The organism is Bacillus sp. AFS029637 (assembly GCF_002584985.1).
Lineage (GTDB): Bacteria > Bacillota > Bacilli > Bacillales > Bacillaceae_G > Bacillus_A.
In genome coordinates, this window is sequence record NZ_NUPZ01000015.1 from 1 (window position 1) to 13,440 (window position 13,440).

The window sequence follows — 13,440 nt, forward strand, 5'->3', positions numbered from 1 at the left end:
TTCTTCTGTTGTTTCTTCTTTACCTTGCTCTTCTACTTCTGTTGCTTCATGGATCTTTACATTTGTAATATCATATCCATTAACTTTCGACTGATATCCCGATACAGGTTGTTCTTTCACTTCATACTTATGAGCTTTTCCTTCAATATCAACTGCTGGTAAATTTTCAAACTCATATTTCCAACCATTTGCCGCAGTAACTTCTTTCGTTGCAATAACTTTACCATTTTGCAGTAAATCTACTTTAATGTTTTCTGGACGATCGTTTACTTTGTCGTCTTTCCACGTTTTCGTTCCTATAACAGATGTAGTTTTTAACTTATTTGGGATCATAAGTTTTATTCCGTTTACATCATCCTTCTTAATTGTGAAAGGAATTTTGGCTTTCGGATCAAACTCTACGTAGTTCGGGGCAGAAATTTCTTGCACATAGTAATTGCCTGGAGTAAGATTCGGAGCTTCAACTATTCCTTCTTCATTTGTTGTATAAGTGCCACCAATTTTCTGTCCTGACTCTGTATACAATTCAAAAGAAACACCTGGGATAACTTTCCCTTCGTTTCCTTCAATATGCTTAACAATTTGCAGCGTTCCTTTCGCAGGTAAATCCCCTTCAGCTCCGCCGCCAAATGATATATTTTCAACCTTTACACTATTAGATTCTGAAATAGGTTTCTCATATAAAATTTGATAATCAAGTTTATAGTCATTCTGTAAATGTTTTAACTTCTTCCCACTATCAGTAATAGTTGACGTGTAGAAAACAGTAAAGGAATTAGCGTTCCCCATATGTCTATAAATTACAACTTCAAATGAATTATCACCAGTAAACTTAATATATCCATAACCTCGCTGTTGAAATTGCTCAAGAGACAAAGATTCTTTATTATTAATAGTTATCTTAAAACTATCTTTATTAAGCATTTGTCCTTCTTGTAAAGTATCTTTCAAAACAATATTGTCATGTAAATATTGTTTCTTTAAATTGAAATTTAAAAACCAACGTACTTCATCACTTTTGTTTGGCTGAATATCACCAGCTTTATAGAAAAAGATTCCCGGTTCTGTACCTCCACCTTTCGGGTGTGTAACACTTACCGTTTGTTTTTCTAAATTTGTTCCTAAATTCGTTTGTACATCTTTCGTTTTTCCTGATTCTACATTCGTACCTTGAACAGTGAAATTAAAGTTCCCTCGAATATTTTCAAGCTTCTCTACTGTATCGTTAAATGTACAAACTACATTATTTGTATTAATCTGACACGTACCAAAAACACGTCCTGATTCATCCTTTAATGCAATCGTGCCACTATAGCCCATTAATTCTGGAGGAAGCGATAGTGTTAATGTGTCCCCTGACTTCATTTTCTTTCCAGGTTTTTCACTAAAGTTTACATGTATACTAGTCTTTTCCCCATAATTTAATTTTGTTTTTTCAAATGTAAAACTATCAACAAATCCTGCCGTGTTTAACTCTTGAGCATGCCCTATGATAGGCAGAAAAACCTGCCCAATTATAACGGTAAAAATAAAACAAATTACAGATATTCTTTTTAAATATGTACTCATAACGCCTCCAATTTTAATTGTCATTTTGTTTTGTTGTTAAATCTTCTCTACCCTAAACCACCTAAAAAAGAGTTCCGACTAAAAAATATTTGCAGCATCAAACGATCTTTAATCATGTAACATACAGCGATAAAACAACACGATTCATTAACCATTCACTTACTTAGCCATATTATTCCGCTATACGTCTTTTTTGGGCAGCCAACAATAAATATTAATACTTATAAAAATATATTACAAGACTAGTTATCTAAATTATTTTTTGTTACTATGTTAGTAGTAACCATTTTTACTAGATGACTACTTTATTCATAAGGTCATCTGATGACCAACTATCTTTCTTTTCCAATATGTCCCCAACATTCTCCCCCAATTTATTTATTCAACTCATACTAAAATATGAATATATTTCATAATCACAAAACACTTCTATTCAAAACATAAAATAAAATGTATATATTTTTTTAACCAAACTACCTCACTTGATCATTCTAAAAAAACAAGGCTATCTCTCCTTGTTAAGAAAGATAGCCTCGTTTATATACGTAACCACTCTACCACTTACTTTTTCGCGCCTTTCAACGACTCTCTTAGTACAAATTTTTGTAATTTCCCACTCGCATTACGAGGAAGTTCATCCACAAATAAATAATGACGTGGACGTTTATAATCTGCTAATTCATCACTTTCTTTGCAATATGTTTCTAAATCAACTTCTGTTATTGTTTCATCTTTCTTCACAACGACCGCAACAACACGCTCTCCCCATAGTTCATCTGGCTCACCAAGTACTGCAACATCTAATACACCAGGATGGCTATGAAGGAAATCTTCAATTTCACGAGGATAAATATTAACTCCGCCACTAATCACCATATCATCTACGCGATCTGCAACGAATAAATAGCCGTCTTTATCGAAGTAGCCTAAATCACCTGAATGATACCATCCTTTATACATCGATTTTGCATTTGCTTCTTCACGGTTATGATAGCCAGCCATCATAGTTGGACCTCGTAAAATAATTTCTCCTACTTCATAAGGAGGCAATACATCATCTGGTTCTGCCGGTGCATCTTCATTCGGTTTTACAATACGAATTTCATGACTAAAACACGGCGTCCCCGCTGAACCAGCTTTCGTAATTTGATCCTCTTCTACTAGAAATGCAACAACTGGTCCCATTTCTGTCATTCCATATATTTGAACAAGATCAATATAAAGACGTTCTTTACATTCCTTCACCAGTGCTGGTGCCATTGCAGCCCCGCCATAAACACCGATCTTCATCGAAGTTAAATCATACTGTGCTAAATCTTTTTGCAGTAACATATTCCACATCGTCGGTGCTGCAAAGAAAGTTGTGATCTTCTCTTCTTGAATAGTATGTAATACTGTTTCTGTATCAAAATGATGTAAAATAACATTCTTTCCGCCAACTTGAATGCGCGGGATAATTCCAGCGTTTAACTCACCGCAATGATATAAAGGTGCTACTACAAGCCCAACGCTATCTCTATTATATTTTATAAAATACGTACAAATCATACTATGCTCCGCCATATCACGATGACGATGCAACACGCCTTTCGGATGACCAGTCGTACCGCTCGTATAAAGCATAGAACAATAATCCATTTCATCGACTACAATATCTACTTGTTCAGCTGATGCTTCATTTACTTTTTCATGGTAAGAACTAGCATAGGAAGGTGTATCGTCTTCTACATACCAAAAAGACGAATTCGGAAAATCTCGTTCAATCATAGCAACAGTTGATTCAACTGCTTTTTCAAAGACAACTACTTTCGAGGCTGCATCTTGGAGGATATACGATAATTCTTTTGCTTTTAAGCGGAAATTAATCGGGTTAAAGATCGCCCCAATTTTCGCACAGGCTAAGTAAACGTTTACAAATTCACGACAGTTATATAAGTAAACAGATACACAATCTCCCTTTCTTACCCCTTCTTCTAATAGGGCGTGCGCCGTTTTATTTATTTGTTCATCCCACTGTTTATATGTCCAGCGAATATTTTTTTCCGGTTCCACTAACGCCTCTTTATTCGGATACTTACCAACAGCTAAATCGAAAATTCTCCCTATCGTCATGTACATGCCAACATTTTCCCCCTTTTCTCTTTCATAATTCTATCATTTCGTCTATAAGTAGACATTGTCCTCTAATAATTTGACTAATTTTTCTGATTATTATCGACATAATTTTACAAACGACGTTACTTTTTCATCCACTTCTTGGGAAGTGAAATTATATCGGCGATTTTCCGGATATATCGACCGTAACTCCATTTATATCAGCGATTTTTCGAATATATCGACTTACCGACAAAAACTGACAACATAAAGAAGAGACTGTTCCAAATCGGAACAGTCTCCACCTCCTTACACAAATAGCTCTTCTAATATTTTCAGCTTATCTTCTGTATATTTCACAAAGCCATCGTTATATGATTTTGGATCTTTCGGATTCGCAAAGTGCGTAATTGCACCTGTCTTCGGATGAACGAACTTACTTGAAGCACCGCATCCAAGTCCGATAATCGATTGTACTTCTTCCATAATCACAATGTTGTAAATACTTTCTTGCGTCGGAATCGCATAACCAACGTTTTCTAAGTTACCTAAAATATTCTTTTGACGGTATAGGTAATATGGTACGTAATTATGCTTTTGCGTCCATTCTTCTGCTTCGTGCATCATCGCTGTAATTTCTTCACGACCTGCTACTTTATATTTACGTTTGTTTTGCGTCATTTCAGAAGCACGTTTAAATGATAACGTATGAACTGTTAATGACTCTGGCATTAACTTTTCAGTTTCATCTAATGTGTGCTTGAAGATTTCTAACCCTTCACCAGGAAGACCAATAATTAAGTCCATATTAATATTGTTCATTCCCATTTCACGAGCTAAATGATACTTCTCAATTGTTTCTTCTACAGTATGATGACGTCCAATTGCTTTTAGTGTTTCTTGATGGTATGACTGCGGATTAATACTAATACGGTCAATATTCCATTTATTTAACACTTCTAACTTCGCTGGCGTAATCGTATCTGGGCGACCTGCCTCAACTGTTACTTCACGCACGTTTTCCACATCTGGGAACGCTTCATACATTTCTTCATACAGCATATCCATCTCTTCTGCTGTAATACTTGTCGGTGTACCGCCGCCGTAATAAATCGTCGTAACTTTTACACCTTTTTCTTTTAAAAACTTACCAATTTTACGAACTTCATAATGTAAACCGCCTAAGAATGAATCAACTGATCCTTGGCGTCCATTAATTGCGTAAGCCGGGAATGTACAGTATGCACATTTCGTCGGACAAAACGGAATACCGATATAAATACTTACTTCCTCTTTCAAGCGGTATAAATCCGGAACAACCGCTAATTGGCAATCAACAATACGCTGAAGAAGTTCAATTTTCTCTTCATGAATTAAATAGCTTTCACGAAGTTCTTGGTGCGCTTCTTCTTTTGACATACCATTTTGAAGCATTTTGTGAAGAAGTTTCGTTGGACGTACTCCTGTTAAAATACCCCAGCTTTGTTCAAGTCCCGTTAACTGCTGAAGGACAGAAAGATATACATAAGAAACAACGTGCTTCACTTGCTTCATACGCTCTTTTTCATCTGTAAAAGCAGATAAATCTTTCGCGAATGTTTCTTCATACACATTTCCAGTAGCCACATCCGTTAAACGAGCTGATGCTTTCACATTATCTTCAATGTGAATATCTACGATAAGATTTGCTTCCTCTTGTTCAAATCCAATCGTACTATCTTCAAAAAATAAGCCGCCAATATTTTGTAGCGGACGTAAAAAACGATCATCTTGTAACGTTTTAATTGAAATTAACAACATTATCACCTTTTCATTTGCAAACTCTCTTTAGTTTACTTGAAGGGCGTTTATAGGTCAATACAGAAGCTTTTACCTTATTTCTACATCCTATTTACCACTTATTGAATGTTGATTCTTTACGCATATCCTCTATTATAAATGACTCTTGTTACAATTTAGAACGTATCGTAAGACATAAGCAGCTACATCTTTTAATCAAATGCTTAAACACAAAAAAACGTAGCCAAAAAGCTACGTTTTCCTTTTATCATCTCGGTGTATTTTTATGATTTTTCAAAAACGGAAGCGGGAATTGCTTACGGAAGTGTTCTTTAATCATATACTCTACACCATTCTCACTATTTGAACGTGTAACCCAATCTGCAGCTTTCTTTAATTCTACAGGTGCGTTCCCCATAGCTACCCCGAGTCCTACATTTTCAATTATTTCTAAGTCTTCCATACTATCCCCAATCGCCACCATTTCATTTAGCGAAATATTTAAATGCTCTCCAAGCAATTGTAATCCACGTAATTTTGATACATTTAGCGGTAAAATCTCTACTCGTTTTGAATCACACTCCACATACTCTATATCTTTGAACGCTTTTCGGAGTGTATTTAGCCCTCTTTCTTTTTCACCGTTACTATGGAAAATCACATCAATTTTTGGCGCTGCTACTGGATGATCACGAAGCGCATCACCTAACGAATCTACAAATTGAACTGGATAAAATAACGGATCTGCGCTTGATAATACAGTACGCGCAATTATGTTTGGTGTATTTCTTTCACGATTTCCTATCGAAAACCGTTCATGCGAAATACGTACGTTACAATCAAAGTGCTCTAATACTTGCACAATGTTAAACGTCTTCTCTTCGGATAATCTTCTTTGAACGTACGGCTTATCTAACGTTGCTGAAACGAAAGCACCACCATGTGTCACTAATATAGAATCTAATTTTAACGCCTTTGCTACTTTATGAGCGGACTGAAAATTACGGCTCGTAAATAATGTAACGTATACATCTTTTCTTTTCACAAATTCAATTGTTTCGCGTAATCCTTTTGCGATTTTACCGTTGTTGTATAGTAGTGTCCCATCTATATTAAGAGCTAGTAAGCGATAAATCATGTCGCACTCCCCCTCTTCGCTGTTGTACTCTATCCATAATTTATGAAATAAATGTAGCAAATAGAACGAGTTAGAATTACTACTGAAAATTTGGTTTACTATATACATATACACTTAGCAAAGGAGATAGTACAATGCAAGCACCACCTTCCTTTTATGAAGGCGATACGTTAAAAGTCGCAAAAAAGTTACTCGGACAAAAACTTGTACATGTTGTAGATGGAATAAAACGAAGCGGCATCATTGTAGAAGTGGAAGCATATAAAGGACCAGATGATAAAGCCGCACATAGTTATGGCGGCAGACGAACGGATCGTACAGAAGTTATGTTTGGCGCGCCTGGGCATGCTTACGTATATTTAATTTACGGTATGTACCATTGTTTTAATGTCATTACAGCGCCAGTCGGCACCCCGCAAGGTGTTCTCATTCGTGCACTTGAGCCTGTAGATGGGCTAGAAGAAATGAAACGAGCGCGCTACAACAAAACCGACATTACAAAAGCGCAGTACAAAAATTTAACAAGCGGTCCTGGCAAGCTATGCCGTGCACTTAGCATCACTTTAGAAGAACGCGGTGTATCATTACAAAGTGATACGTTGCATATTGAATTAGTTCCAGAAGAAGAACATATGTCATCACAATATAAAATAACAGCAGGACCTCGTATAAATATTAACTATGCAGAAGAAGCTGTGCATTATCCGTGGCGATTTTATTATGAGGGACATCCTTTTGTTTCAAAATAAAGAAGCCATCCTATAAGTCATTAAAACCAACCTTATAGGATCGTTCTTTTTCTGCATACAAAATCGTACGACCCTATATATTTGCAAGTAATCATTTCATAATTCATTACACGTCAAAAACCGAAATCCAATCTTAGATTTCGGTTTTGTTTCATTGCCAAATACAGTTCCTCTCCAAAGAGAAAATCTTACAAGCATTATTTTTTTAATGCATTATAATCATCCAAATTAAATTTCGACATAATGAAAGTCCCTGTTGGTGGTAAAAGTTGTGAAATAGATTGTATGACATGAGGTAATTGCGCTAATAGAATGTACTGGAATTTTTGATCTGTAAATATCTCATGTAACTTGTCATACGCAACAGAGGTTGTAGGAGCTGTCCGATTTGAAAAAGCTGCTGCTTTTTCATTCATTTCCGCCCCAAATCATTATCTATTATTATTAAATACTATTTTTTGAATACACTCTCAAAATATTTTCTATTATATTCAATGCTTGGATTATTAGGTATGAACTTTGCAGCTTCTTCATTGTGATAAATCGCCTTTTCATATTCTTTTATTCGATCATAACAAATACATAATTGAATATGCGGCAACCACGTATGACACTCTTCCCGAACAAATGGAGAATCTTTTGGTCTTGGTCCGTCAATTGCTGCATGGTACCAATATATTGCTTTAGAATATTCGCCTTGTTCCAAAAACACACGTCCTAAGTGACAACACAGTTCTCCTCTCGGAATGTCGTACGTAAAGGATTGTAAACAAGAATCGATAGATTGTTTAAGATTCTCCAAGGCTAAATAACATTCGGCTCTTTTTAAACAAGCTTGAATATTATCTTCAACCCAACCCTTTCCTTCATCTAAAAATTTGGTATACCCCTGAATAGCTTTTTCATATAATCCGTGATCCTTACATTCATTTGCATAATAGTACACATCACGAGGGCTAAATTCTTTTCCACTTTCAAGATGTTTTTCGTACATTTGTAAATTACGATTAGTGTATACTTTTACTTTTTTATGACTTACCCCAATATCACTATTTATAAGGTTTCCATACACCTCTAAATATTCGTGAATAAATCCATGCCATTGAAAATTTCTACTTCTTTTGACTAATCGATATCTCCTTAACGAATGTGTTGGTTTTCCTTCTGCATCAAAAGCTAAGTAATAATTCATAGATACTGCATCCGTACTACGATGTAACGTATTTTTTAACTGCAAGAATTTCTTTCCATCCTCCGTAGCTATTATGTCATCTGCGTCTAGCCAAAGAATATATTCTTTTGTAGCTTTAGAAAACGCAAAATTTCGTGCTGCTGAAAAATCTTCAATCCATTTAAAATCATATATTTTCGCATCATACTTCTGCACAATTTCTTTTGTAGCATCTGTGGAACCTGTATCTACAATAATAATTTCATCCGCAATACCTTTGATCGATTCTAAGCATCTTGCTATCGTTTGTTCCTCGTCTTTTACAATCATACATAAACTAATAGTAATGGAGTTTCCCATCATATCCCCCCTATCCTTTTGATGTATATGTTTAGAGAGAAAATTATATTTCCTTTGCTTTACAGTTGCGTTTTCATTTGGATAGAGGAATTTTATGAGGAGATTACGCAGCAATAAAAAATGCCCTAATCACTAGACATAGTCTAATTATCAGGAGCACTTCAAAATAGATAGCTTTATTGCACAATTCATCCACAATACGTAATAAAGTCTTTTACATACAACTAAACAAAAAAACGCCCCCATAAAAGGAGCGTCTTCCACTATTACGCTTGTTGTTGCGCGTTATATAAATCTTCAAGTGGCTTCATGATAATTTTGTTAACGTCAGTGATAACGATGTTTAAACGTTGCTCAGTTTCCATTAACTTTGTAATTTTAGCATCTTGTTGAATGCGAACTACAACTTCTTGTGCTTGTTGGTTGTCTTCTTCAGTGATTTCTTGACCTTGCATCATTTTTTGTTGTAGACCAAGTTGCATTGTGCGGAACTCATCGAATAAGTTCTTTGACGCTGCATCAGCTTGTACTGCTGCGTAACTTTCTTTTAAAGTTTTGAAGTCTTCGTTTTCAGCGATTGCTTTTTGTAATTCATATGCAACATCATGAATGTTTTTTGTCATTTTATTTTTCCTCCTTTAGAAGGCTCGTGCTTTTCGTACGCACTGCCTTTTAAGTACGTTTTCATACGCACCTCTTCTTACCATATCAAACTATGCGAAAGATGTGAAGGAATTTCACTTTTATTTCTATGTATATGCCTTTATTACCTAAGAACTAGAAGTAACAACCCTTGCACGAGTCCGATCATGCCGCCTAATAATGCCCCTAAATACGTAATCATTTTCAGTTCATTTTTCGTAATGGACAGAACTAGGTCTTCTAGTCTTTCTGTTGAAAATGTAGATACTTCTTGCTGGACAATTTCCGCGAGATGTAGATTGTTTAGTATGCTCTCTACATTTTCTGTTCCCCACTTCAAACCTTTTTGCACTAAGCCCGGAACCACCTTTTCAATGATTGTTTCTCGAACCGGCTCACATACTTGCTGAACAGACTGATTTAAAAATGTACTCACTGTTTCTTCTACTTTAATTGCTGACAGCACGGAGCTTACAATCATTTCTTTCTCTACAAATACTTCTACTTCTTTAACATCTCTTCCTTTTAGCTTTTCCCACTCTTTTTGCAGTACGTCAATTAAAATTTGCTTCGTACCATCTTGGCCTAAAAACTTAATGACTTCTGGCTGCACACGATCTACTACACTTACATTTCCTAAAAACATCCCGACTAAGTTAAGCAGCGTTCCGCGAGAAGCGAAGAAATCATCAATCATTTTTGAAAGACGTGCTTTCCCTTCTTCACTTTCAAAAAATTGAATTCCTCGCTTTAAAATAAACGCTGAGACATTTGGGATTACATGCTCTATTTTTTCATGAACAGAATGAGGTAAAGCTTGTTCCCATGTATATGTATAGTACTCCGCTAAAAATGACTCTATTTTTTCTGTAATCACACGTTCGATTTTCCCGGTTGCTTCTTCTTCTACATGCGCTACATTCCATTTTTCTAACATATGTCGTAGTGACTGTTCATTCGTAATTACTTTATCCACTTCTACTTGTGCCCAGTGAATGAAACTTTTTTGAAATTCCTCATTTGTTAGCTTTTTTCCGATTCCTTCTGGCGTTAACAAATGCTCGACAACCATTTTCCCTAATTGTACAGCAAGCTCATCTCGGCGCTTCGGAATTAACCCCGGCGTAAATGGAACTTGAAACTTCCCGAAATAAATAGGACGATGCGGACGAAATAACATTTTTATCGCTAAATGATTTGTGAATCCTCCAATAATCGCTCCGAGCCCTGTCGTCGTTAACATACTTAACCATATATTCATTATAATCAACCTTTCGCTTCTCCAAAACTATAGCATATCATCATACGGACAAAAGTATAATGGTATAAAAACGTATTTGCAATATATAGCTTCGCCTATTATGCAAATGTTTGTAAAGGAGTGATTTCGTTGGTTCTTGGTCTTTTAACTTCTCAAATTCATTATGAGCAAACGTATTACACCGAAATCGCTAAACGCGCTCGGCTTTATCATAATGTCGTTGCCCAGTTTACGCCATTTAGTATTGATCCTAAAACAGACCTTGTTTCTGGTCTTATTTATGATACAGATACAGGAAAATGGAAAGAGCAAACATTCCCGATTCCTTCTTATATATATGATCGTTATTCTTTTCATGAGGAAACAGACTTTGAAAAAGCAAAACCAATTATTCAATCGTTACACAACCGTCCTACAACTACCTTTTTAAATAACACACTCATTGACTTAAGCGAACTACATGATTTGTTTCTCACTAATAAAAAGTTATCTCCTTATATACCAAAATTTGAAATAGCAACGATACAAAATATTTTCAAACTATTATTAAAAACAAAAGATATTATTATACGCCCTACTAATGCACATTCCAATGAAAGTTTGTACCGGGTCGCTTACAAAAATAAAACATTTTATATCGATACAATACATGAAACATATCATACCTCTACTCAATTCAAGCGGACAGATGAATTTATATGTTGGTATAAATCTAACGTACATTCAGCACGTTACATCACACATACGATGCTACAACCACCAAATCAATTAACATACCCACTCCACATTCGAACCATTTTACAAAAAAGTAAAGAACAGACTTGGAACGTTATAGGTCAATTTATACAAACAAGCTCCTTTCCAAATCAATTTTTACTTTCAGCAACAGAAGATTCCTCGTTGCACTCATTTTCAAAAATTAAATATGTACTATCTAGTACTGGCGTTCAACTATTACAAGATGCTTTACATGACATTATAAATGAAGTATTTCAAACACTAGATCGCTCTTACACTTCCTTATTCGAACTAGAGCTTTCCACAATTATGGATCAAAAAGGAGCCATTTGGCTTATGTATGTGAACACAATTCCCCCTTATGAACGTTACATTCGTCATAGTGATGCATTAGCTGAAAAAATCTTTCACGGACCACTAAAGTTTAGCCGGTTTACACCATAGCGAAAGGAGGTAAACTCATTTTGAAAGAGCACATATATACATTAAACATTTCAGATGAACATCCAAATAGTATTACTTTACCTTACGTTTTCTCTATTACACCACCTATTACATCCCTCTCCTTCGGCATACGTCATGTTGCAAGTGAGGATGTAAAAATTCATTATTCCTTTACTCGCGAAATTATGATTGGAAAACATATTGCCGAAAAACTTTTACTCCCTAAGTCCACTACTATTCATGCATTCACACAAAACCAAACGATTATTTTCGGACCATTAATCGGCATTTTCACAACCGGATTCAACGATGACTCACCTATTCCTTTAGGAAATCGATCAACGTCTCTCAGTGAGTTACTGACACCACCATTTACATTACAACCGTTCGTATTCGTCTTTGGCGTTCAACATATAAACTGGGAAGAAGAAACAATTGAAGGATATTTCTTTCAAGAAGGAACATGGCGAAAGAACAAAGTCCCTTTACCAAATGTCATTTACGATCGATTACCAAATCGTAAAGCAGAAAATTATAAACCAATCGTCAGAGCAAAAAGAAAATTAGAACATGACTACGCTATTCCGTGGTTTAACCCAGGGTTTTTTAACAAATGGGAAATTCATCAACTTCTTATGAAAGACGAGTCAATTATGCCCTTATTACCAAACACAGAAGCATTTCAACACTTCGAACAAGTTGAACGATTTCTCGGTACGTATAAATCCATTTACATGAAACCGATACATGGCAGCTTCGGGCGAAACATTCATCAAATATTTTATTCTCAAACAGAAAATTGCTACTACTGTCGTTATCGTGAAAATGAGGAAAATAAACTAAGAAAGTATCAGTCATTAGAAACACTTCTGAACCATGTGTTAAAAGGACATGATTTAAAGAAATTTATCGTGCAGCAAGGTATTTCGTTACTCCGCTTTGACGGGCAACCTGTCGATTTCCGTATTCATACAAATAAAAATCATTTCGGCAATTGGGTAGTCAGTGCCATCGTCGCTAAAATTGCTGGAAAAGGTAGCTTAACGACTCATGTAAATAGCGGTGGTGATACAAAATTACTGCAAGAGCTCTTTCCAGATTCAACGAAACAAGTTCAAATTGAAAATAAATTAAAACAAACAGCCTTGCAAATCAGTTATGCACTTGATAGGCAAGTAACTGGAAACATTGGCGAAATCGGTTTTGATATCGGTTTAGACAACGAGGAAAATCCGTGGCTATTTGAAGCAAACTCTAAACCAGGGCGAACTGTATTTCAAGATACAAAGTTAAAAGAGCAAAGTGAACTGACGCGCCAATTATTTTACGAATATGCCATCTACTTAACTGAACATTCTTTGCGCGATACGAAAGAAAAAATGTCTCAAATGAAATTAGAGACTTCGTCAAACACCGAACATATCCCTTCCCCTATGATTCACTCACAAATACGAAAACAAAAACTTCCGCCTAAGTAATAAGGTGGAAGTTTTCT

At 35.6% G+C, this 13,440-nt stretch carries 10 protein-coding genes and 1 pseudogene; 3 read left to right on the forward strand and 8 right to left on the reverse strand.

The features are described 5' to 3' along the window. The 4 genes from COE49_RS06045 to COE49_RS06065 form a co-directional block, all read right to left on the reverse strand. A partial coding sequence (locus tag COE49_RS06045) for a Cna B-type domain-containing protein (protein WP_098858852.1) occupies positions 1–1,569 on the reverse strand: 1,569 nt, incomplete at its 3' end. Positions 1,570–2,130: 561 nt separating this feature from the next. Continuing rightward, positions 2,131–3,687, reverse strand: a complete 1,557-nt coding sequence (locus COE49_RS06050) for a fatty acid--CoA ligase (RefSeq protein ID WP_088232450.1) — start codon at positions 3,685–3,687, stop codon at positions 2,131–2,133. A gap of 285 nt (positions 3,688–3,972) precedes the next feature. Beyond that, on the reverse strand, positions 3,973–5,463 hold the full coding sequence (locus COE49_RS06060; protein ID WP_140417477.1) for a coproporphyrinogen III oxidase: 1,491 nt from the start codon (positions 5,461–5,463) through the stop codon (positions 3,973–3,975). Between the two features lie 247 nt (positions 5,464–5,710). Beyond that, positions 5,711–6,580: a Cof-type HAD-IIB family hydrolase gene (locus COE49_RS06065; RefSeq protein WP_098945763.1), complete on the reverse strand. Its 870-nt coding sequence runs from the start codon at positions 6,578–6,580 to the stop codon at positions 5,711–5,713. Positions 6,581–6,714: 134 nt separating this feature from the next. Here COE49_RS06065 and COE49_RS06070 point away from each other — a divergent pair, with 134 nt between their 5' ends. After that, positions 6,715–7,329, forward strand: a complete 615-nt coding sequence (locus COE49_RS06070) for a DNA-3-methyladenine glycosylase (protein ID WP_088232447.1) — start codon at positions 6,715–6,717, stop codon at positions 7,327–7,329. A 197-nt stretch (positions 7,330–7,526) separates the two neighbouring features. On the opposite strand, the pseudogene COE49_RS06075 reads toward COE49_RS06070, so the two are convergent. The 4 genes and pseudogenes from COE49_RS06075 to COE49_RS06090 all read right to left on the reverse strand — a co-directional run. Continuing rightward, positions 7,527–7,757 (reverse strand): annotated as a pseudogene (locus COE49_RS06075) (glycosyltransferase); the annotation flags it as partial. A gap of 23 nt (positions 7,758–7,780) precedes the next feature. Next, positions 7,781–8,860 carry a glycosyltransferase gene (locus COE49_RS06080; RefSeq protein WP_088232446.1) on the reverse strand — a complete coding sequence of 360 codons (1,080 nt, stop codon included), beginning with the start codon at positions 8,858–8,860 and terminating at the stop codon, positions 7,781–7,783. A gap of 266 nt (positions 8,861–9,126) precedes the next feature. Further along, positions 9,127–9,483, reverse strand: a complete 357-nt coding sequence (locus tag COE49_RS06085) for a YlbF/YmcA family competence regulator (protein WP_016089162.1) — start codon at positions 9,481–9,483, stop codon at positions 9,127–9,129. Positions 9,484–9,626: 143 nt separating this feature from the next. Continuing rightward, positions 9,627–10,763: a DUF445 domain-containing protein gene (locus tag COE49_RS06090; protein WP_140417476.1), complete on the reverse strand. Its 1,137-nt coding sequence runs from the start codon at positions 10,761–10,763 to the stop codon at positions 9,627–9,629. 129 nt (positions 10,764–10,892) lie between these two features. On the opposite strand from COE49_RS06090, the gene COE49_RS06095 reads away from it, so the two are divergent. Together COE49_RS06095 and COE49_RS06100 are read left to right on the forward strand one after the other, a co-directional pair. Beyond that, positions 10,893–11,945 (forward strand): YheC/YheD family protein, encoded by a 1,053-nt coding sequence (locus COE49_RS06095; RefSeq protein WP_088232444.1) that lies wholly within the window; start codon positions 10,893–10,895, stop codon positions 11,943–11,945. Positions 11,946–11,965: 20 nt separating this feature from the next. Then, positions 11,966–13,423 carry a YheC/YheD family endospore coat-associated protein gene (locus COE49_RS06100; RefSeq protein WP_088232443.1) on the forward strand — a complete coding sequence of 486 codons (1,458 nt, stop codon included), beginning with the start codon at positions 11,966–11,968 and terminating at the stop codon, positions 13,421–13,423. The last annotated feature ends 17 nt before the right edge of the window (positions 13,424–13,440 follow it).

Coding starts and splice junctions, on each gene's coding strand:
- COE49_RS06050 (WP_088232450.1), bottom strand. CDS start 3,687: ATGTACATGACGATAGGGAGAATTTTCGATTTAGCTGTTGGTAAGTAT.
- COE49_RS06060 (WP_140417477.1), bottom strand. CDS start 5,463: ATGTTGTTAATTTCAATTAAAACGTTACAAGATGATCGTTTTTTACGT.
- COE49_RS06065 (WP_098945763.1), bottom strand. CDS start 6,580: ATGATTTATCGCTTACTAGCTCTTAATATAGATGGGACACTACTATAC.
- COE49_RS06070 (WP_088232447.1), top strand. CDS start 6,715: ATGCAAGCACCACCTTCCTTTTATGAAGGCGATACGTTAAAAGTCGCA.
- COE49_RS06080 (WP_088232446.1), bottom strand. CDS start 8,860: ATGGGAAACTCCATTACTATTAGTTTATGTATGATTGTAAAAGACGAG.
- COE49_RS06085 (WP_016089162.1), bottom strand. CDS start 9,483: ATGACAAAAAACATTCATGATGTTGCATATGAATTACAAAAAGCAATC.
- COE49_RS06090 (WP_140417476.1), bottom strand. CDS start 10,763: ATGAATATATGGTTAAGTATGTTAACGACGACAGGGCTCGGAGCGATT.